At 70.2% G+C, this 20036-nt stretch carries 17 protein-coding genes and 2 pseudogenes; 9 read left to right on the top strand and 10 right to left on the bottom strand.

The features are described from left to right. Positions 1-50: 50 nt before the first annotated feature. A pseudogene (locus AB0I81_RS24240) lies at positions 51-206 on the bottom strand (helix-turn-helix domain-containing protein); the annotation flags it as partial. Positions 207-340: 134 nt separating this feature from the next. Between AB0I81_RS24240 and AB0I81_RS24245 the strand changes: the two are divergent. The 3 genes from AB0I81_RS24245 (at position 341) to AB0I81_RS24255 (ending at position 5163) form a co-directional block, all read left to right on the top strand. Further along, positions 341-1162, top strand: a complete 822-nt coding sequence (locus tag AB0I81_RS24245; RefSeq protein ID WP_360660251.1) for an oxidoreductase — start codon at positions 341-343, stop codon at positions 1160-1162. Positions 1163-1560: 398 nt separating this feature from the next. After that, complete coding sequence (locus tag AB0I81_RS24250; RefSeq protein ID WP_360660254.1) at positions 1561-3357, top strand: alkyl sulfatase dimerization domain-containing protein; 1797 nt, start codon at positions 1561-1563, stop codon at positions 3355-3357. 60 nt (positions 3358-3417) lie between these two features. Further along, the gene (locus AB0I81_RS24255; protein ID WP_360660257.1) at positions 3418-5163 is read left to right on the top strand and encodes a SulP family inorganic anion transporter; all 1746 of its coding nucleotides are present in this window, start codon (positions 3418-3420) and stop codon (positions 5161-5163) included. A 65-nt stretch (positions 5164-5228) separates the two neighbouring features. Here the strand turns inward: AB0I81_RS24255 and AB0I81_RS24260 are convergent, their stop codons facing one another. The 4 genes and pseudogenes from AB0I81_RS24260 to AB0I81_RS24275 form a co-directional block, all read right to left on the bottom strand. Beyond that, positions 5229-6263: an AI-2E family transporter gene (locus AB0I81_RS24260; protein WP_360660260.1), complete on the bottom strand. Its 1035-nt coding sequence runs from the start codon at positions 6261-6263 to the stop codon at positions 5229-5231. 148 nt (positions 6264-6411) lie between these two features. Next, a complete protein-coding gene (locus AB0I81_RS24265; protein ID WP_360660263.1) occupies positions 6412-8679 on the bottom strand; it encodes a xanthine dehydrogenase family protein molybdopterin-binding subunit in 2268 nt (755 codons plus the stop codon). Further along, entirely contained in the window at positions 8676-9659 is a 984-nt protein-coding gene (locus AB0I81_RS24270; RefSeq protein WP_360660266.1) for a xanthine dehydrogenase family protein subunit M, read from the bottom strand. The genes AB0I81_RS24265 and AB0I81_RS24270 overlap by 4 nt, the downstream gene beginning before the upstream one ends. Next, positions 9656-9766, bottom strand: a pseudogene (locus AB0I81_RS24275) (2Fe-2S iron-sulfur cluster-binding protein); the annotation flags it as partial. The pseudogene AB0I81_RS24275 and the gene AB0I81_RS24270, both read right to left, overlap by 4 nt. Before the next feature lie 108 nt (positions 9767-9874). Between AB0I81_RS24275 and AB0I81_RS24280 the strand changes: the two are divergent. Continuing rightward, complete coding sequence (locus AB0I81_RS24280) at positions 9875-10672, top strand: TetR/AcrR family transcriptional regulator (protein WP_360660269.1); 798 nt, start codon at positions 9875-9877, stop codon at positions 10670-10672. 55 nt (positions 10673-10727) lie between these two features. Next, positions 10728-11930, top strand: coding sequence for a cytochrome P450 (locus tag AB0I81_RS24285; protein ID WP_360660272.1), 1203 nt, complete (start codon positions 10728-10730; stop codon positions 11928-11930). A gap of 179 nt (positions 11931-12109) precedes the next feature. On the opposite strand, the gene AB0I81_RS24290 is transcribed toward AB0I81_RS24285, so the two are convergent. The 5 genes from AB0I81_RS24290 to AB0I81_RS24310 all read right to left on the bottom strand — a co-directional run bounded on the left by AB0I81_RS24290 (position 12110) and on the right by AB0I81_RS24310 (position 15671). Continuing rightward, positions 12110-12541: a hypothetical protein gene (locus tag AB0I81_RS24290; protein ID WP_360660275.1), complete on the bottom strand. Its 432-nt coding sequence runs from the start codon at positions 12539-12541 to the stop codon at positions 12110-12112. A 172-nt stretch (positions 12542-12713) separates the two neighbouring features. Next, on the bottom strand, positions 12714-13106 hold the full coding sequence (locus AB0I81_RS24295; protein ID WP_360660278.1) for a hypothetical protein: 393 nt from the start codon (positions 13104-13106) through the stop codon (positions 12714-12716). Positions 13107-13483: 377 nt separating this feature from the next. Further along, positions 13484-13963: a YcxB family protein gene (locus AB0I81_RS24300; RefSeq protein ID WP_360660281.1), complete on the bottom strand. Its 480-nt coding sequence runs from the start codon at positions 13961-13963 to the stop codon at positions 13484-13486. Positions 13964-14345: 382 nt separating this feature from the next. Then, on the bottom strand, positions 14346-15236 hold the full coding sequence (locus AB0I81_RS24305; protein WP_360660284.1) for an SDR family NAD(P)-dependent oxidoreductase: 891 nt from the start codon (positions 15234-15236) through the stop codon (positions 14346-14348). Between the two features lie 96 nt (positions 15237-15332). Next, complete coding sequence (locus AB0I81_RS24310) at positions 15333-15671, bottom strand: hypothetical protein (RefSeq protein WP_360660287.1); 339 nt, start codon at positions 15669-15671, stop codon at positions 15333-15335. 177 nt (positions 15672-15848) lie between these two features. On the opposite strand from AB0I81_RS24310, the gene AB0I81_RS24315 reads away from it, so the two are divergent. From AB0I81_RS24315 to AB0I81_RS24330, 4 genes are all read left to right on the top strand, one after another. Then, positions 15849-16649, top strand: a complete 801-nt coding sequence (locus tag AB0I81_RS24315) for a helix-turn-helix transcriptional regulator (protein WP_360660290.1) — start codon at positions 15849-15851, stop codon at positions 16647-16649. Positions 16650-16977: 328 nt separating this feature from the next. Then, positions 16978-17745, top strand: coding sequence for an SGNH/GDSL hydrolase family protein (locus AB0I81_RS24320; protein WP_360660293.1), 768 nt, complete (start codon positions 16978-16980; stop codon positions 17743-17745). A gap of 174 nt (positions 17746-17919) precedes the next feature. Further along, on the top strand, positions 17920-19509 hold the full coding sequence (locus AB0I81_RS24325; protein ID WP_360660296.1) for a S9 family peptidase: 1590 nt from the start codon (positions 17920-17922) through the stop codon (positions 19507-19509). After that, positions 19461-20006, top strand: coding sequence for a prolyl oligopeptidase family serine peptidase (locus AB0I81_RS24330; protein ID WP_360660299.1), 546 nt, complete (start codon positions 19461-19463; stop codon positions 20004-20006). The genes AB0I81_RS24325 and AB0I81_RS24330 overlap by 49 nt, the downstream gene beginning before the upstream one ends. The last annotated feature ends 30 nt before the right edge of the window (positions 20007-20036 follow it).

Raw genomic sequence — 20036 nt, forward strand, 5'->3', positions numbered from 1 at the left:
TCGGCGTGGGGGGCGCGCTTGCGGCGGCGGGCGCGCCAGTTCGTCGCGTGCTGGGCGCGGGCCGCCCGGTAGTCGTGCGGGCCGCCGTTCCTGGCGATCTCGCGGGTGACGGTGGACCGGGACCGTCCCAGCCGGCGGGCGATCTCCGCGTACGCCAGTCCGGCCGCCAGCCCTTCGGCGATGCGTCGACGATCCTCGGCGGTCAACCGGTCTCCTGGCACGCCATCCTCCCCGCCGTTGCACTCAGCCACAAGGTTGCTGCACCAATATACGGCTGTTCACCTGCGCAGATAAGTTCTGCGAGTTGTCCCATCGCGGAACACGAACTTAGCGTTTCCCCATGGAAAAGGTCATCCTCCTCACGGGCGCCTCCGCCGGCATCGGCAAGGCCACCGCCCTCGAACTCCTCCGCGCCGGCCACATCGTGTACGGCGCCGCGCGACGCGTACAGAAGATGGACGACCTGCGCGACGCCGGTGGACACGCTCTGGCCCTGGACGCGCGCCGGCCGGAGGACCTGGAACGCGCGGTCGCCACCGTCGTCGAGCAGCAGGGACGCATCGACGTGCTGATCAACAACGCCGGCACCGCCCTGCACGGCGCGGCCGAGGACATCCCCCTCGACCTGGCACGCGACCAGTTCGAGGTCAACGTCTTCGCACCGGCCCGGCTGGCCCAGCTCGTCCTGCCCCACATGCGCGAGCAGGGGTCCGGCACGATCGTCAACGTCTCCTCCATCGGCGGCGAGATCGCGCTCCCGCTCGGCTGCTGGTACTACGCCACCAAGCACGCGCTGGAGGCCTACTCCGACTCCCTGCGCATGGAGGTGGAGCCGTTCGGCATCGACGTGGTGATCATCCAGCCCGGCATCATCAAGACCGAGTTCGAGGACCGTACGGCACAGGAGCTCCGTGAGATCTCCGGCGCGACCGCGTACGGGCCCATGGCCGAGGCCCTGGCCAGACACGCGGAGGCGCAACTCGGCGAGAACAGCCGGGCCAGCGACCCCGGCGTCGTCGCCACCACCATCCGGCAGGCCATCGAGGCCGGCAAGCCCGAGACCCGGTACGCGGTCGGCTGGACGGCCGAGCAACTCCTTGAGCTCAACAGGACACTGCCGGACCGCGAATTCGACAAGCTCGTCATGAACACCGCGAAGTAGACCCCCTCCAGATCAAGGGCGCTTCCTCACGGCGCGGATCCAAGGGACGGGAAAGGCCGCCGCCGGGGGAGACCGGCAGTTATGCGCCGCAACACCGGTGATTGATCAACGTGTTGCGCTCATGGGTACCCGCCCAGGCGCAGGCCGGGCAGGTGGGTCAGAGCCGTTCCGGGTCCGGTGGGAGCGTGCGGGCGGGGTGGCTGGGCGAAGAGGTTGGACACGTAGGCGTCCGGTGACTGGTTGGTGGGACGGTAGCGGGGGCCAGGAAGTGGAAGTCGTACACGCGGGACCCGTTCGTGTGGATCTCGGTGTGCGGCCGTGAAAAGAGATGGTCATGGGCGGGTGCGGGTACCGGCTGGTGGCAGAGGAGTGGGGTCGGCGGTGGGAAGGCCGCCATCATGGCAGATCTTCCCTTTGGCGACCGGGCGGACTTCGACGCCGCCGACCGCGGGTTCGTGGCCGCGCTGAGCCCCGCGGTGGTCAGGGCCAATGGCAGCGTCGTGTGGGACAGCGACTCCTACGGCTTCCTGGCGCGGGAGTGCCCGGACACCGCGCACCCCAGCCTGTGGCGGCAGGGGCAGCTGTGCGTCAAGCAGGGTCTGTACGAGGTGACCGACGGCATCTACCAGGTACGCGGCCTGGACCTGTCGAACATGACCCTGATCGAGGGCGATGAGGGCGTCATCGTGATCGATCCGCTGCTGTCCGTCGAATGCGCGGCGGCCGGGCTGAAGCTCTACCGCGACCAGCGAGGAGACCGTCCGGTCACCGCGGTCATCTACACCCATTCACACGCCGACCACTTCGGCGGCGTACGCGGCGTCACCGACGGCAGCGTGCCGATCCTGGCCCCGTCCGGGTTCCTGGAGCACGCGGTGTCGGAGAACGTCTACGCCGGCACCGCGATGAACCGCCGCGCCACCTACATGTACGGGCCGGCCCTGCCCCGCTCGCCGGAGGGCCAGATCGGGGCCGGGCTGGGCATGACCACCTCGACCGGCACGATCTCCCTCATCCCGCCGAGCAAGGACATCACGCACACCGGGCAGGAGGAGACGCTGGACGGCGTACGGATCGTCTTCCAGCTCACCCCGGGCACCGAGGCGCCGGCGGAGATGAACTTCCTCATCCCCGGCCGCCGGGCGTTGTGCATGGCCGAGAACGCCACGCACAACCAGCACAACATCCTCACCCTGCGCGGCGCCGTGGTCCGCGACCCGCGCGTCTGGTCACGCCACCTGACCGAGGCGATCGAGCTGTTCGCCGACCGGGCCGAGGTCGTCTTCGCCTCACACCACTGGCCCACCTGGGGCAACGAGAACATCGTCACCTTCCTGGCGCGGCAGCGCGACCTGTACGCCTACCTGCACGACCAGACGCTGCGGATGATGAACAAAGGCATGACCGGCACCGAGATCGCCGAGGCCATGCGGATGCCGCCCGCGCTGGAGCAGGCGTGGCACACCCACGGCTACTACGGCTCGGTCAGCCACAACGTCAAGGCCATCTACCAGCGCTATCTGGGCTGGTTCGACGGCAACCCGGCCCACCTGTGGGAACACCCGCCGGTCGAGCAGGCGCGCCGCTACGTCGAGTGCATGGGCGGGCGCGAGGGCGTGCTGGCCTTCGCCCGCCGCTACCTCGACGACGGAGACCTGCGTTTCGCCGCCTCGCTGCTCAACCACGCCGTCTTCGCCGACGAGCACGACGGCCAGGCGCGCTCGATGCTCGCCGAGGTCTACACCCGGCTCGGCCAGGGCGCCGAGAACGGCACCTGGCGCAACTTCTACCTGGTCGGCGCGCTGGAACTGACCGGCGGCGTGGTACCCGCCGACATCGACACCACCTCGCCGGAGATGATCGCGGCCCTGACCATCGAGCAGCTCTTCGACTCCATGTCCATCCGCGTGGACGGCCCCAAGGCGTGGAACGAGAGCCTGGCCATCGACTGGCGGCTGACGGACCTGAACCAGCGCCACCGCACCACCCTGTCCAACGGCGCGCTCATCCACCAGCCCGACCCGCGGCCACGGCCGGTGGACCTGACGCTCACGCTCACCCAGCGGCAACTGATCGGCCTGCTCACCGGCGGATCAGCCGACGGGATCGAGCACGACGGCGACATGGACGTCCTGCGCCGCCTGACGGCCGTACTGGAGGATCCGGATCCCGCGTTCGCGATCGTGACGCCCTGACCTCAGGCGAGCAGGCCGCGCAGGCTGGGAACCAGAGGAGTCCATCGGGGGAGGGCGCGGGTGAGCCGGTCCGTCGTACCCGGATGGAGGGAACTGCGCGGCTACCGGCGCGCCTGGCTGCGCCCGGACCTGCTCGCGGCGCTGTCGCTGTGGGCGGTGCTGGTGCCGCAGGCGTTCGCGTACGCGCAACTGGCCGGGCTGCCCGCGGCGTCGGGCCTGTACACGGCGCTCGGCGCGATGATCGGGTACGCGCTGTTCGGCGGGACCCGCTCGCTGAACGTCGGCCCCGAGTCGTCGGTCGCGATCGTGGTGGCCGGCGTGCTCGCCACCGTCCCGGCCCCCGAGCACACCGCCGTGGCGGCGCAACTCGCCCTGCTGGTGGCCGTCTTCCTGTTGATCGGGTACGCGGTGCGCGCCGCGGTGCTGATGCGGCTGCTGTCCACTCCGGTGCTGACCGGCTACCTGGCGGGCTCCGGCGTAGTGATCATCGCCAGTCAGCTGGGCAAGGTGACCGGCGTCCGAGCTGACGGCACACCCCTGGCCAAGGCCGGCGCCGTGCTGAGCCACCTGACGGACCTGAACGTGTGGGCACTGGGGTGCGCGGTGCTGAGCGCCGCGGCGGTGCTGCTGATCGGGCGCTACGCCGCTCGCCTGCCCGGCCCGCTGATCGCCCTGGTCGTGGCGACCGCGGTCGTCGCGCTGGCCGGGCTCGACGATCGCCTCGACGTTCTCGGCCCTGCCCAGGGTGGCCTGCCGGTGCCGAAGCCGCCCTGGACCGGCACGTTGACCGGTATGGTGCACCTGATCGGCCCCGCGCTGAGCATCGCCCTGCTGGTGTACGCCGGCAGCGTGCTGACCGCCCGCTCCATGGCGGCCAAGGAAGGCGAGGACGCCGACCCGCAGCAGGAGTTCCTCGGCCTGGCCGCGGCCAATGCCGGAGCCGCGTTGCTGGGCGGCTTCCCCGCCAACGGCAGCGACTCGCGCAGCGCCCTGCTGGCCGGGTCGGATGCGCGTACCCGCTTGCCGGGACTCGGCGCGGCGGCGGCCGTGCTGATCACCCTGCTGGTCCTGATGCCGCTGATCCGTGACCTGCCCCAAGCCGCCTTGGGCGCCGTCATCATCCTCACCGCCGCCCGGCTGATCGACGTACCGGCCTTTCACCGGCTCTGGCGAATTCGCCGTACCGACTTCGTGCTCGCCGCCGTCACCGCGCTCGGCGTGCTGATCTTCGGGGTGCTGGAAGGCATCGCCGTCGGCGTGCTGGTCTCCCTGCTGGAGGTCCTGCGACGGGCGGTGATGCCGTACACGGCGGTGCTCGGCCGCACCGGCGAGCAGCACGCCTACCGCGACGTCGTCAACTATCGCGACGCCGAGACGCTGCCCGGCCTGGTCGTCTACCGCTTCGACGCGCCGCTGTTCTTCGCCAACGCCGACGTTCTCCGCACCGACCTGCGCCGCCTGATCGCCGACGCGAGGCCGCCGGTGCGTGAGATCGTTCTTGACGCCGAAGCCGTCTACGACATGGACACCACCGGTGTGGAGGCCCTGCACCGCATCGTCGACGACTGCGACCGCGCCGGCGTGGACCTGGTGTTCGCGCGCACCCGTACCCCGGTGCGAACCCTCATGCGTGAGACCGGCCTGGACGATCGCGTCCGGTTCTTCCACCGGGTCGCCGACGCGGTCACCGCCTACCGCACCGCCCACCCGGAACACCGGCCGGCGGTGCGAACGGCGCGTCCCCACCGCCGGAGCCTCCGCGACCGGCTGCGCGCCCTGCTCACCGGACGCGGCTCAAGCGACTAGCTCGCCGGCGCCAACCACTTTCCAGGTGAGCCGGGTCATCGCGTTCAGGTGGGGGCACGGCGGGCTCATGGGTCTTCCGCCCTGCCGGTGACGAGCGGGGCGGCCCAGGCGGTCGCCGGGTCGGCGTCGATCAGCACGGCGCGGGCGAAGGAGCTGAGCGGCACCGCCAGGATCGCGCCGAGCGCGCCCAGGGCCCAGGTCCACACCAGCAGCGACAGGATTGTGACGGCGGTGGACAGGCCGGCCGACTCCCCGGCGAACTTGGGCTGGATGATCGACTGGATGAGGAAGTTCAGCACGCAGTAGGCCACGATCACCCCGGCCATCGTGGCCACGCCGGAGTCCAGCAGGGCCAGCACGGCCGGGGGCGCCAGCCCGAGGACGAAGCCGACGTTGGGGATGTAGTTGGTGATGAACGACAGCAGCCCCCACAGCAGCGGCAGCGGCACTGCCAGCAGCGTCAGGGCCAGCGTGTCGAGCACCGCCACAATGAGGCCGAAGATGGTGCAGACGACCAGGTAGCGGCAGGTGTCACGGGCGAATCCGCGCAATGCGGTCACCAGGTGGGGACGGCCGGTCGTGAGCCTGGCCAGGGTCCGGCGGAAGGTGACGGCGTCCAGGCTCATGCCGTACAGCACCAGGACGAGCAGCACGACCGCCGAGGCCATCCCGGCCAGTCCGGACAGCAGGCTTTGCGCCGCGTGCACGAGCCGGCCCGCATCGATGCCGCTCAGCGCCTGCTTGACCTGGACCTGTTCGATGCCGAGGCCGTGCAGGGTGGCAGCGATGGACGACAGGAGGCGCTGGTACTGGTCGGCGTACTGCGGCATGAGGGCGGCGAACCTGGCCACGGCGATCGCCAGCGCGCCGCCGAGGGCGCCCAGCACCAGCAGGATGACGAGGAGCGGGACGAGGGCCGCCGCCCACCCCGTCAGCCTGTTACGCAGCGGGCTCACGGCGATGGTCAGGACGAGGGCCAGGAAGGCGGGCCCGATGATCGCGCTGAGCCCTTCGACTCCCCACAACACGACGACCGCGGCGGCGCCGGCGATGAGCGCGCGAAGCCCGCCGGACGGCGGCGCGGCCTCCTTCACCAGCATGCCGCGACGCTATGTCGTCACATGTGAGGTTCACCTGGGCAACACGCCATCTCGTTCACTCTTGGCCGAGTGCATACCGTCGCCGACCCCACGTCGGAGTATGGAGCCGGCAGCGGGTTCCTGTCGGCTCCGGGCATCCCCGGCTGACTCATAGCAGTTTGTCGAGTGTGATCGGCAGGTCGAGCACGCGCTTGCCGGTGGCGTGGCGCACCGCGTTGGCCACCGCTGCGGCGGCTCCGGTGATGCCCACCTCCCCGATGCCGAGCAGGCCCAGGGGTGTGGTGGGGTCGGGCTCGTTGAGGTAGAGCACGTCGATGCGGGGGATGTCGGCGTGCACGGGTATGTGGTACTCGGACAGGCTGGGGTTCATGATCCGGCCGTCGCGGCCGTCGATCAGGGTCTGCTCCGACAGTGCCATGCCGATGCCCATGACGATGCCGCCGCGCAACTGGCTGGCCGCGGTACGCGCGTTGATGACCGTGCCGACGTCGAAGACGCCGAGCCAGCGCGACACCCGGACCTCCATGGTGTCGGGATCGACGCGCACCTCGCAGAACTGCGCCCCGGTGGCCGCCTTCACCCGCCGCCGGCGGTCGAGCACGGTCCGGGCGACGAAGCCGAGCATGTTCGACTTGGACTCGGCCTCCAGGTGGTCGCGGCCGGCCGCGTTCAGGATGTCGGTGTAGCCCTGGCCGCCGCCGCGGTGGTGGAGGCCACCGTCGCGGGCCTCGAGCTCCTCCAGCTTGCGGCCGTGCAGGGGCGAGCCGGGGGCGCGGCGTGCCAGGGCCAGGACGGACTTCTTCAGCTTGGCGCAGGCGTCGATCACGCCCGCCGCGGCGCTGGCGGTCTGGACCGAGCCGATCGCGCCGGGACCGGGCGGCAGGTCGGAGTCGCCGTACTCCACGCGTACGGACGCAAGCGGCACGCCCATCTCGTCGGCGGCGATCTGCGCCTGTACGGTCGCGGTGCCCATGCCCATCTCGTGCATGCCGCTGCGCACCACCAGCGTGCCGTCGGCGCCCAGCCGGACGGTGACGTGCGCGGGCATGCGCATCGACGGGTGGAAGGCGGTGGCCACGCCCATACCGACCAGCCAGCGGCCGTCGCGCATGGCGCCGGGCCGGGGGTCGCGCTCGCGCCAGCCGAACCGTTCGGCGCCCAGCGCGTACGCCTCCTTGAGCATGCGGTGGGTGAAGCGCTGGCCGCCCACCGGGTTGCGGTCGGGCTCGTTGCGCAGGCGCAGCTCGATCGGGTCCATGCCGAGTTCCCAGGCCAGCTCGTCCACGGCCGACTCCAGGGCGAAGGTGCCGATGGACTCGCCGGGGGCGCGCATGAAGGTGTTGGGCAGCAGGTCGAGCTGGACGTTGTGCTGGGCCAGGTGGATGTTCGGGGCGGCGTACAGGTGGTGGGAGGCCGCGGTGATCGGTTCGGGCATGCCGCCGATCCGGGCGGTACGGGAGACGCTGGTGTGGATGAGCGCGCTCAGCCGCCCGGTGGCGTCGGCGCCGAGCGCGACCCGCTGCGTGCTGGCCGTTCGCCCGCCGACGGTGTGGTAGACGCCGGCGCGGGTGAGCGCCAGCCGTACGGCCCGGCCGGTCGCCCGGGCGGCCAGCGCGGCGAGCAGCGTACCCGCCCAGGCCCGTGACTTGCCGCCGAAACCGCCGCCCACGAACGGCGAGAGCACCCGGACCGACGTCTCGGGCACCCCGAATCGTTGCGCCACGTGTTTGCGCAGCCAGGGGATGTTCTGCGCGCCCTCGTGCAGGGTCAGCCGGTCGCCGTCCCACACGGCGGTGGTGGCGTGCGGTTCGATGGCGTTGTGGTTGTGCTGGGGCGTGCTGAAGGTCAGGTCCACCGAGACGGGCGCGGCGGCCAGCGCGGCGTGCGCGTCTCCCTTGTCGGCCCTGCTCGCCATCAGCGGGTTGCCCTTCTCGGGGGCGGCGTTCGGCTCCTCGGCCGCGAAGTCCACGGTGGCGGGCAGTACCCGGTAGGCGGGCCGTACGAGCGAGGCCGCGTACCGGGCGGTCTCGGGGGTCTCGGCGACCACGACGGCGATCGGCTGGCCGTTCCAGTGCACCTCGTCGGTGGCCAGGTAGTTGACCGAGGTGCCCGAGGCGATCGAGCTGAGATCGAGGAAGCTCATCTTGGGAGCGGGTTTCATGGCCGGGGCGTTGACGTGGGTGAGGACGTCGATCACCCCGCGTACGGCCAGCGCCTGCTCGGTGTCGATGGCGGTGATGCGGCCACGCGCGATCGTGGCGTGCACGAGCGCGGCGTGGGCCAGGTCGGGGTAGGGGTACTCGGCGGCGAAACGGGCCTGGCCGGTGGTCTTGGCGGGGCCGTCCACGCGGTCGATCGCCTGGCCCACGTAGGTGGTGCGGGTCGCCTGCCCGGCCTCGGCGTACTTGGTGCTCATCGGGCCCCTCCCTCGTTCAGTTCGCGCAGCGTGGCGGTGGTCGTGGCCACGGCGAGCCCGGCCTTGAACGCGTTGCCCGGCCGGGTGGTCGCGGCCGGCAGCTCGGCCTCGGCCGCGCGGCGGAAGGATGCCTCGCCCGCCGGGCCGCCGAGCAGGATGCGTTCGGCCTCGCGGGCCCGCCAGGGCTTCGGGGCGAGGCCGCCCAGCGCCAGCCGTACCTGCGTCACCGTCCCGTCCCTGACCTCCAGCGCCGCCGCGACCGAGACGAGGGCGAAGGCGTAGGAGGCGCGGTCGCGGACCTTGCGGTAACGGGACGGGATCGCGAGCGGCGGCAGCTCGACCGCGGTGACCAGCTCGCCTGGGCCCAGCTCGGTCTCGATGTCAGGTGTCCCGGCGGGCAGGCGGTGGAAGTCGGTCAGCGGGATGCGGCGGGTGCCGTCCGCGCCGCGTACCTCGGCGACCGCGTCCAGGGCGGCCAGCGCCACGCACAGGTCGGAGGGGTGGGCGGCGATGCAGCTCTGGCTGACGCCCAGGATGGCGCAGCCGCGGTTGAACCCTTCCAGCGCGTCGCACCCGCTGCCCGGCCGGCGCTTGTTGCAGGCCGAGGCGTGGTCGTAGAAGTACGGGCAGCGGGCGCGCTGCAGCAGGTTGCCGCCGACGGTGGCCATGTTGCGCAACTGGGGGGAGGCGCCGGACAGCAGCGCCTGCGACAACATCGGGTAGCGAGTGCGCACCCGCCGGTCGGCGGCCAGTGCGCTGTTGCGCACGAGCGCGCCGATCCGCAACCCGCCGTCCGGCAGCTCCTCGACCGTGTCGAACGGCAGCCCGGTGACGTCCACGACGGTGTCCGGCCGCTCGATGCCCTCACGCATCAGATCCACCAGGTTGGTGCCGCCACCCAGGAACTTGGCGCCCGGCTCGGCGGCGGCGCGCAGGGCGGCTTCGACGTCGACCGGCTTGACGTACGCGAACGGCCTCATCTCGCCTCACCCGCCACGTCCATGATCGCGTCCACGATGCCGTTGTAGGCGCCGCAGCGGCACAGGTTGCCGCTCATCCGCTCCCTGACCTCCGCCTCGCTCAACTCCACCGGCCGCCCCAGTCGTTGAAAACTCACCAAAGTGTGAAACATCATTTGATGCTACTGTTAATGGCATGTCAAGCCGTTCGGGTACGGGACAAGGGAGCTCATGACGTGACGGACACCAGCCGCATCCCCGTCGACGTGGTGCAGGCCGCCCTGCGCGCCGCCGAACGGCTGGGCAAGGATGTGGCCGACGTACCCGTCCAGGAGATCGCCCACGAGGCCGGCATCTCCCGCAGCACTCTGCTCCGCCGCCTCGGCGGCTCCCGTCAGGCGCTGGACGCGGCCGTGAGCGCCGCCGGCGTGGACCCCGGCGGACAGCGCCCGGTGCGCGAACGCGCGATCGAGGCCGGCGCGCACCTGATCGGCGAGCACGGCCTGGCCGCGCTCACCCTGGAGGCGGTCGCCGCCGCCGCCCGGTGCTCGGTGCCCAGCCTGTACGCCGCCATCGGCGGACGGGACGAACTGCTGCGCGCCATCTTCGAACGCCACATGCCGCTCATGAACGTGGACGAGGTGATCGCCGACCCGGACGCCGACCTGCGCGAGACCGTGAACAGGATCTACCGCCTGCTGGCCGAGGCGTTCACCCGCGAGCCCCGGGTGCTTCCCGCCATGCTCGCCGAAGCGCTGGCCCGTCCCGGCGGACCCGACCTGCAGCGCCTGCTGCAGCACTTCACCCCTCGCAAGCTCGCCGGGCTGGGGCAGTGGCTGGCTGGGCAGATGGCCGCCGGGCGCATCCGCACCCTGCCGATACCCCTGCTGATCCAGCAGATGATCGCCCCGGCGGTGATGCACTTCGTACTGCGTCCGGCCATCGAGCAGATCCCCGGCCTCGAGCCGCCCAGCGTGGAGGAGACCTGCGCGGTGTTCGCCGAGGCGTTCCTGCGCGCCACCGCCACGCCCTGACACCCCAGCGGACGAATGTCTCAGATCAGGACTCCAACAACATCAGGAGCAGACGATGACAGAAGTTCCCACACTGCCGATCCAGATGCGACGCGACGGATTCGGCCCGGTCCAGGAGCTGACCCGGGCACGAGACGGCGAAGGCGTCATCCAGGCCATGACCCCGTTCGGCGTACCCGCTTATCTGGTCTGCCGCTTCGAAGACGTACGCGAGATGTTGTCGGACCCGGTCCGGTTCAGCAGCGTCCGCCCCACACCGTTCGCCATTCCCGCCGGAGATGAAGCCGATGAGGGCGAACTGGCCCGCATGCGAGCCGGCAACCTGATCGGGTTCGACCCGCCGGAGCACACACGGCTGCGCCGGATGCTCACCCCGGAGTTCACGATGCGCAGGATGCGCCGGCTCGAACCACGGATCGAGGAGATCGTCGAAGCAGCCCTGGACGATCTCGAACAGGCCGGCAAACCGGCCGACCTGATCGCGCACTTCGCCCTGCCGGTGCCCTCCCTGGTGATCTGCGAACTGCTGGGCGTGCCGTACGCCGACCGGGCCGAGTTCCAGGAGCGCTCCGCCCGGCTGCTCAACGTGTCGCTGCCGATGGAGCAGCGGACCGCGGCGGCACGGGAGAACCGCGACTACATGGCCGGCCTGGTCGCCCAGGCACAGGCGAACCCGGGCCAGGACATGCTGGGCATGCTGGTCCGCGAACACGGCGACGACCTGGCCACCGACGAACTCATCGGCATCGCCGCCCTGCTGCTGATCGCGGGGCACGAGACGACCTCGAACATGCTCGGCCTGGGCACCCTGGCCCTGCTGCGACACCCCGACCAGCTCGCCCTGGTCCGCGACGATCCCGCACAGATCGAACCGGCCGTCGAGGAACTGCTGCGCTGGTTGTCCATCCTGCACTCGCTACCACCACGCATAACCACGACCGACGTGGAGATCGCCGGACACGCCATTCCCGCAGGCTCACTCGTCACGGCCTCACTGCCCACCGCCAACCGCGACCGCGCCTTCATCGACGATCCCGACAACCTCGACGTCACCCGCGGAGCCGCAGGACACCTCGCCTTCGGCCACGGCGTGCACCACTGTCTCGGGGCGCCGCTGGCACGGGCGGAGATGCGCATCGCCTTCCCGGCCCTGCTGCGCCGCTTCCCCACCCTCGCCCTGGCCGACTCATTCGAACAGATCGAGTTCCGGCCCTTCAACGCCATCTACGGACTGGCCTCACTGAGCCTCACCTGGTGACGAGACGGGGACTTCGCCGCCTGCCACTCCGGAGCAGGCAAGTAGCCGACACTTCAGATCGTTGATCGGGAACGTGTCGGGGTGTGAGGTACGCGAGCCGCCGGGGTCTCGGGCTCGCGGGCGTGACGGGTCGCTGCACGCCCGCGAGCACCTCGGAGAACCGGCCTGGAGCAGGCGGGTCAGGCCGCGGCCAGCGCGGGTTCGGGGCTGTGGGTACGGGTCGTGCGGCGGTCGGCGATGAGGATGAGCAGCAGCCCGGCCAGCGCCCACAGGCCCAGGGTGAGGGCGGGGGCGCCGACGCCCAATCCCGCCATGCCGAGCAGGGACTCCAGTCCGAGGAACGGGATGGACAGGGCGGCCATGCCCAGGGCCAGCCCGAGTGCGGTGAGCCAGTAGGTGCCGTGCAGGGAGCCGAACCCGTACTGCAGGACGGCGGCGACGGCGGCCCCGGCGACCAGGGCGAACAGGATCGCGCCGGCCACGCGGCGGCGCAGGTTGGCGTGGCCGGGGAACAGGCGCAGCGTCGACGGCGGCTGGTTCACCGCCGCCCCGTATCTCGGCAACGAGCGAGCCAACCACATGCTGAGCCTGCTGAAGAAGAAGGAAGGCATCCAGGGCTTCTTCAAGCGCTCCAAGTAAATAGGGGCCGGGGGTGGCCGGGACGACAAACGCCACCCGCCACCCGCCACCCGCCCGTCGCGCCTTCGCCACATCGAGCCTGCTCACCAGCGACACCAACACCCCGGCGCGCCCGCACTGGCCTCGGTCATCGGGCGCCGGAAGTTACCGGGTGAGCAACTCGCCGGTGGTCCACTGGGTATTGCCGATGCGCATGTGCCCTACCCAGCAGGAGTTGAAGTAGATGTACCTGACCCTGCTCCCGGCTATCGTGTCGCCCGGCCCGACGGTTCCCTGCGCGACGAGCCCCTGGGGACTGCCGCACGCGGAGAGGTACAGTCCGACAAAGCGTTCAGGGCCGGAGTTCTTGGTGTACGAGACCCTGACAGTCGCATTCGCGTTGAGGTTACCGGTCACGGAGATACAAAGCGGTGATCCGGAGATGTCGTTGCAGCGGCTCCAACTCGCCGCCTGGGCCGCCTCAGCGAATGACGTTGCGTTCGCCGGGGCACCCGACGCCGCGGCAATTCCGGCCGCCGCCGCCAGCGCGCCGGCCATTCGAACCAGGTGCCTGCGTGACAAGCGTTGACGCATGCTCCAGCCCCCTTTGTGTCGGCCTTTCCTGAAGGTGATGCGAATCGCGGGAGGAGCCCGGCTTGACGGGTCCTCCGTTGGCTGGGTTGATCCTTGCACGTGCCGCATTCAGATCGGCTTCAGAGGAGCGTCATCGGAAGCGTCCATACGCAAAGAGCACGCGGTACCACGTATGGCGCGCTCTTACCTGTCCGTTGACTGACGCGAAGGGTCGTCTTCGGTTATGGAGATGGGCGTCTAGATGCCAGGGCTGTCGGCGTACTGGTGGGTGTGCAGAGGTGAGTACGAGCAAGCGGGCTTTGCCGCAGATCTTGTGACGTGGCCATGAGGTGGGAGCCGGCTCAGGAGGCGTCTGCATTATGCCGTGCGGCCAGGAAAGCATTGAGTTCGGCCTGTTGCTCGCTGTCGAAGGCGCGTTTGGGGAGGAACGCCGCAGGCTGCCTGTTCACAAAGAACAACCAGAACTCTGGAGTTGTCGCGACTTCGCCGAACATGGACCACTGCATGGTGGTGCTGTACTGGTCGGTTCGGCACTCGTACCCGTCGTTGGTTACCCGAATCGTCGTCGGCACGCACATGTAGGTGAGCTGTCGCGCGGCGATCCGGCGTAACGCCCAGGTCGCGACAGAGGGAGCCACGAGCGCTGCGACGAGCATTCCCACACCCAAGAAGACGGCGTCGGCCCAAATGCAGGCGAGTCCTGACACGACCAAGACCGAGGGCAAAATCCGATAGACCATAACGAGTTGTCGTTTGAGACTTTGACGTAACGCCCGCACCACCTCGTCGGGAGCGGGTTCATATCTGATTGTGAAGTCCACAGGGCTCCTTTCGCCTGAGCTGGCGATCATCATTCACGGATGAGCTCCACGTCGCAACCCGCGCGCGCCCCGGTCAGCGAGGGGCCGTTCCACGTTTGGCTGGGGCGGGGCAGATCACGCTCGATGTCTGACAACCAGCCGATTCGCCCTGGCGGAGTCCCGCAAGAACACAACGCTCCGCGACGAACTTTCGCAGGTCACCGGGCAGGGGAGGGCCGATTTCGAGAGGCTCGGCACTTCCTCGTCCCACCCCGAAGAGCGGCTGGGTAGCGACGTCGCAGGCTCCGCGTTATACGGGCGGACCGCAGGGCTTGTGGCGCAGGGCTTCCACCCCGCCCGCTTCCAGACGAAGCCACCAGTCTGCTACCGGGCCTCCTGGGTGTCATGCTTGCTCCATCCAGTCCCAGAGGGCCTGCTCCCGGTCGGCGTCGTAGGACTCGGCGGAGGACCTCGCGGGCGCGGTGCGGTGGATGTAGGACCCGGTCGGGGCGTCCGTGACTCCGAGGATGACGTCGGCCAGCTTGCGCCCGGCGACCGGCGGGGTGTCGACCAGCGGCGTGACCTCGAGGATGGGCATGAACCACTTCATGATGAACTGGGCGGAGCCGCCCATTTCTCGGGCGAGTCCGGTTCCGGTGACGAGACTCGGGTTGTAGGCGAGGATGTCGATCCCGTCAGGAAGGCGGCGGGCCCATTCATGGACCAGGTGGATGGCGCCGAGCTTGCTCGTCACGTACGCGCGACGGCCGCCCGACCGAACACGTTCGGAGCGGTCGAACGCGCCCGGCCTGGAGACGATCTCCGGCCCTTTCCAGTGAGGCGCGGGCATCGTGCCGCCCGTGTGCCGGAGGTCGCCGAAGTGGGCGTCGCTGACAGTGACGACGACGCGCCCGGGCGCCTCGAGATGCGGGTGGAGCCGCCGGAGCAGCAGGTGAGTAGCCAGGACGTTCACGGCAAAGGTCAGCTCGTATCCGTCCTCGCTGGTCCGCAAGGCGTCCGAAAGGTGAACTCCGGCGTTGCAGACGATGCCCTTCATCGCAGGCAGCTCGCCTGCGTCCAGGAGGTCTTCCACGTGCGCGGCAGCGGTATCGATGCCGGCCTTGCTGGCGAGGTTCACGTTGACCGTCGAGACGTGCGGTGAGATCTCCCGCAGTTGCGGCAGGACTCGTGCGGCCGACGACTCTCGCCCGAGGACCACGAGGTGGGTTTCGGGGCTGCGCCGAAGGAGGTCTCGTGCCGCTTCGAGGCCGATGCCCCGGGTGGCACCGGTCATGACGATGGTCTGGGTGGCTTCGGTCACGTGTGAGTTCTCTCTGTGTGTCATGGGCTGTCGGCCGGGCGGTCTTGCCCTCGGGTGAGTAACCGCTGTTCAGTCGATGGCGTCCCAGGTCAGCAGTGGTTCACCAAATGACTTCGGAAGGCCGAATGACTCGAAGCGGGGTCTCCACCACCGTGTGAACTCCGAGTCGTAGGCGAGCAGCCGTTCGGTGAACGTCGCCAGGTCCACGCCCTCGTCGAACTCGAGGTAGACGATGAACTCGGCGCTCTCGTCCTGATTGGGCTGGAGCCACATCCGTTCCCGGTGGTATCCGACGTCCCGTGCTCGTTCGGCGAGCCCGGACAGATCCTTGTTCAGGTCGGCGAGCAGGTCACGGAAGTCTTGGACCCGCTCCTGGGGGATGGTGAACGTCCACGCCGTGCTGGTCATGCAGACTCCTCGGTCAGGATCGGCTGTCGCCCGTCCGGGCGATGCATCGTCGTCGATTCGACGGACGGTACGAATCTGCGCCACGTCGTCCGGGGGAGGAAGACCTCGCTGAGCCTGGTACTGGCGGGGGTACACAGCTCGGCACGGCACGGGATGATCCGGGGCAGAATGGTGCACATGCCTGGCAGCGATCGGACGGACTTCGGGGAGTACCTGCGGCGCCGCCGCGCCGCGATGACGCCACCAGAACCGTCCGGAAACGTGCGAGCATCACGGCGGCGAGTTCCGGGGCTACGACGTCAGGAACTGGCCGACATCGCCGGGATCTCCGTGGAGTACTACATCCGCCTCGAACAAGGCAGGGCGCCGCGGCCCTCCCGTGAGATTCTCACTGCCCTGGCACGAGCCCTCGAACTCTCGGCCCCGGAGCGAAACCACCTGTTCCGGCTCATCGGCGAGCCGGCCCCCGAACCCGAGTCGCCCGACGCCACGATCCGTCCAGGGCTCCTGCGACTGCTGCGAGGTCTGGACGACACGATGCCGGTCACCGTGCATGATGGCCGCCTGGACCTGCTGGCTCGCAACGTGGCCGCCGCCGAACTGCTCGCTCCGCTCTCGGCTGCCACCGGCCGATTCGCTCGCAACATCGTCTACCAAGCCTTCACCACCACGGCGCTCCCGGACCTGCTCAGCGAGGAAGGCGCGGAACAACTCGCGCGGGTCGCGGCAGCAGAACTCCGTACGGCACTCAGCCGCTACCCCGATGACTCATACCTTCAAGCCCTGCACGCTGAGCTCACCGCGACCAGCGCGAACTTCTGCGAGCACTGGGGGCGGGGCGAGGTCGGCGCCTTGCGATCCGCGGTCAAGCACATGCGCTCTCCCACCCGAGGCTGGGTGGGCTTCGACATCGAGATGCTCCACGACCCGGAACGGGACCACTGGATCATGCTCTACACACCACGCGACGGTGACTGACCCAGCGGCTCTTCGGCCGTGCAGGTGACGACCTTGCACCTGCCGAATACGTCCGCCCAGGTCGTGACTCTGCGGGGGCTTCGCGTGGCGTACGAGATTAGACGGAGCTTGTACGGCAGGATGATCCGCTGCGCTCCTTCGCCTGGCCTATCTGACCGTAACGAACGAAGACCGAGCCCTTCTCGCAACCCCAGTTGGGCGGGAGATCGGCAGTTATGGACAGTCCGGGTTTTCCGCGCGATTCTGGACAGCGTTCGATGCGGCGGCTATCTGTTGACCTGCATGACCACCGCGCAACGGCATCATAAGGAATCGTTTGGGAGGTCTGATGGCGTTTGTACGGTATGTCGCGCTCGGGGACAGTCAGACCGAGGGGCTTGGCGACGGGGACGACGTCATCGGGTATCGGGGGTGGGCCGACCGGTTCGCCGAGCGGCTGGCCGTCGACAATCCCGGACTGCTGTACGCCAACCTCGCGGTGCGCGGGAGGCTGGCGGCGCAGGTGCGTGACGAGCAGCTCGCCGCCGCGCTGGAGCTGCAGCCGGACCTGGTAACGGTCATGGCGGGGATGAACGACCTCATCCGGCCCGGGTTCGACGCGGCCCGGGTGAGCGGGGTGCTGGAGGAGATGTTCGCCGCGCTGACCGGGGCCGGGGCGCGGGTGGTGACCGTGACGTTCCCCGACATCGGGCGGATCGCGCCGCTGGCCCGGCCGCTGATACCTCGGTTGCTGGCGTTCAACCAGTACGTACGTGAGGCGGCCGCCCGGCATGAGGTGACTCTGGTGGACACCTTCCCGCTGGTGTCGGTGACCGACGCGCGCATGTGGTGCCGGGACCGGTTGCACGCCAGCCCGGTCGGGCACGCCATGATCGCGGCGGCCATGGCGCACGCGCTGGAGCTGCCGGGTAGCGACGACACGTGGATGCGCCCGCTGCCTGCGCTGCCGCCGCCTGGCCGGTTGCGGACGGTGGCGGGTGAGGTGCGGTGGCTGACGTCGTTCGCCGGGCCGTGGATCGGACGGCGGTTGCGCGGGCGTTCGTCCGGGGACGGGCGTATGGCCAAACGGCCGCTGCTCATGCCGGTCGGCGACTGATCGTTCGCCGCGGGCGCACGCCGGCGGCTGGGGTCGTGGCGGTCGGCCGGACATCGGGTGTGTGCGGTTCCGGCGGTCGGATACGTGATCGCGTGTGTGGAGTTCCTGCGGTCGAGTACGTGATCGCGTGCGTGAGATGATGGCGGTTTTGCGCCGCCGATCCACGGGGAGCTCATGAACGCTGGTGTGGTGACGGCCGAGCTGGTCGTGGACATCGACATGCCGTTGGATCCGGTGGTCTCGCCTGACGGGCGCTGGGTCGCGTACGTGGTCGCCGCGATGGGCAGGCGGGCGGAGCGGGGGAGCGGCGCGATCTGGGTGGCCGCGGCCGACGGGAGCGTGCCGCCGCGGCGGGTGTCGGTGAGCACAGTGCGGGACCGGTTGCCGCGCTGGGCGGCTGACTCGTGCGGGTTGTTCTTCCTCTCGGATCGGGGCGGGAGCACGCAGTTGTGTCGCGTCGCGCTGGAGGGCGGGGAGCCTGAGCAGCTGACCTCCTGGGGGAGCGGGATCGACGACCACCTTCCGCTCGCCTGCGGGCGGCTGGTCGCGGTGGTCGCCGCCGACGAACCTGCCGGGGAGGATGGGCGCGGGCGGGACGAGGGTGACGACGTGTGGGTATGGGGGCAGAAGGAGCCGTGCGGCCGGTTGTGGCTGCTCGATCTGGACAGCGGCCGCATGCGGGTGGTGGACGGGCTCGGCGACAGGCATGTGGCCGAGCTGGCGCAGCGCCAGGACGGTGGCGCGCTCGCGGTGCTGAGCTGGGCAGGTCCCGTTCCGGATCCCGTCCGTTTCGTCTGCGAGCTGCAGGTGGTGGACGTGGAGACCGGGCGGGTACGGGATCTGGGGGAGACGGAACCGGAGGCGTGCTCGCCGGTCTGGTGGCGCACGGAGGACGGCTGGCGTCTGTGCTATCTGGCGACGACGCCACCCGGTCCCGTCGGTGGCCGTGCGGTCTTCGATCTCGCCGTGCCGGAGGTGGCGGTCGTGTCGGAGGTGGAGCCCGCGAGGGAGGTGGGGGCCGCGAGGGAGGCGGAGCCCGCGAGGGAGGTGGGGGCCGCGAGGGAGGCGGAGTCGGCGGCGGAGGTGGGGGCCGCGAGGGCGGCGGAGGTTGGCGGGTTGGTGGCGGCTCGTAATCTGACCGACGGTATGACGGTCTGCCCGTCCGGTCTGGCGCAGGTTCCCGATGGGCCGCCGCTGGCGCTGTTCGCCGACGGGCTCGACACCGCGATCTGCCGCCTCGATCCCGGGACACGGCGGTTCGAGCGGCTGTCCATGAGACCCGGCTTCGCCGGCTCACTCAGCGCGGGCGGGCGGCGGGAGCCGGTGGTGGCGGTGCTGGCGAGCACGGCGTACGAGCCGATGAACGTGCACGCGGGCCCGCCGGCCGGCCCGCTATCCCCGCTCAGCGACACCAGGCCGGAGCTGCGCGCGATCACCTGGGGACGGCAGGAGCGCCTGTCGTACCGGGCCTCCGACGGGCTCGGCCTCGACGGGCTGCTGATCCTGCCCCCGGGGAAGAGCCGCGACGACGGGCCGTACCCGCTGGTCACGCTGGTGCACGGCGGCCCTTACGCCCGGTACGCCGACCAGCTCACGCTGGGCGTGATCCCGTCGGCACAGTGGCTGGCGGGCGCGGGGGTACGCGGTGTTCCTGCCGAACCCGCGGGGCGGCGAAGGCCACGGGCACGAGTTCGCGGCGGCGGTGGCGGGTGGCGGTGGGCGGGGCGGAGTGGACGGACATCGTCTCCGGGATCGACCTGCTGATCGCCGAGGGGGTCGCGGACCCGGACCGGCTCGGGATCGGCGGATGGAGCCATGGCGGCTTCATGGCCGCCTGGGCGATCGGGCAGAGCGACCGCTTCAAGGCGGCGGTGATGGGCGCGGGCATCAGCGACTGGGGGATGCTCGTGGCGACCGGCGAGGGCGGAACCCTGGAGGCGGGGCTCAGCGGCAGTTGCGGCTGGGAGGGCGCGGGCCCGCACCCGCACGACCGGGTCAGCCCCATCTCCCACGCCTCCAGGATCCGTACGCCGGTCCTGATCCTGCACGGCGAGGACGACACGAACGTCCCGGTCGGCCAGGCCACGTACTTCCATCGCGCGCTGCGCAGCCACGGGGTCGAGCACGAGTTCGTCGTCTACCCCCGCGAAGGCCACGTGATCCGGGAACGCCCTCACCAGCTCGACGTGCTCCGGCGTACCCGCGCCTGGTTCGATCGGTGGCTCGGTCCTGCGCGGCCGGTCGGCATGTCGCCGCCGTGATCCGGATAGGGTCGTGACGATGATCACCTG

The organism is Nonomuraea sp. NPDC050404 (assembly GCF_040655495.1).
In the GTDB taxonomy this organism is placed as follows: domain Bacteria; phylum Actinomycetota; class Actinomycetes; order Streptosporangiales; family Streptosporangiaceae; genus Nonomuraea.

Excerpts from the sequence above, each read along its gene's own strand:
- AB0I81_RS24245 (WP_360660251.1), top strand. The coding sequence starts at position 341 with ATGGAAAAGGTCATCCTCCTCACGGGCGCCTCCGCCGGCATCGGCAAG.
- AB0I81_RS24250 (WP_360660254.1), top strand. The coding sequence starts at position 1,561 with ATGGCAGATCTTCCCTTTGGCGACCGGGCGGACTTCGACGCCGCCGAC.
- AB0I81_RS24260 (WP_360660260.1), bottom strand. The coding sequence starts at position 6,263 with ATGCTGGTGAAGGAGGCCGCGCCGCCGTCCGGCGGGCTTCGCGCGCTC.
- AB0I81_RS24265 (WP_360660263.1), bottom strand. The coding sequence starts at position 8,679 with ATGAGCACCAAGTACGCCGAGGCCGGGCAGGCGACCCGCACCACCTAC.
- AB0I81_RS24270 (WP_360660266.1), bottom strand. The coding sequence starts at position 9,659 with ATGAGGCCGTTCGCGTACGTCAAGCCGGTCGACGTCGAAGCCGCCCTG.
- AB0I81_RS24285 (WP_360660272.1), top strand. The coding sequence starts at position 10,728 with ATGACAGAAGTTCCCACACTGCCGATCCAGATGCGACGCGACGGATTC.
- AB0I81_RS24290 (WP_360660275.1), bottom strand. The coding sequence starts at position 12,541 with ATGCCTTCCTTCTTCTTCAGCAGGCTCAGCATGTGGTTGGCTCGCTCG.
- AB0I81_RS24295 (WP_360660278.1), bottom strand. The coding sequence starts at position 13,106 with ATGGCCGGCGCGCTGGCGGCGGCGGCCGGAATTGCCGCGGCGTCGGGT.
- AB0I81_RS24305 (WP_360660284.1), bottom strand. The coding sequence starts at position 15,236 with ATGACCGGTGCCACCCGGGGCATCGGCCTCGAAGCGGCACGAGACCTC.
- AB0I81_RS24310 (WP_360660287.1), bottom strand. The coding sequence starts at position 15,671 with ATGACCAGCACGGCGTGGACGTTCACCATCCCCCAGGAGCGGGTCCAA.
- AB0I81_RS24315 (WP_360660290.1), top strand. The coding sequence starts at position 15,849 with ATGCCTGGCAGCGATCGGACGGACTTCGGGGAGTACCTGCGGCGCCGC.
- AB0I81_RS24320 (WP_360660293.1), top strand. The coding sequence starts at position 16,978 with ATGGCGTTTGTACGGTATGTCGCGCTCGGGGACAGTCAGACCGAGGGG.
- AB0I81_RS24325 (WP_360660296.1), top strand. The coding sequence starts at position 17,920 with ATGAACGCTGGTGTGGTGACGGCCGAGCTGGTCGTGGACATCGACATG.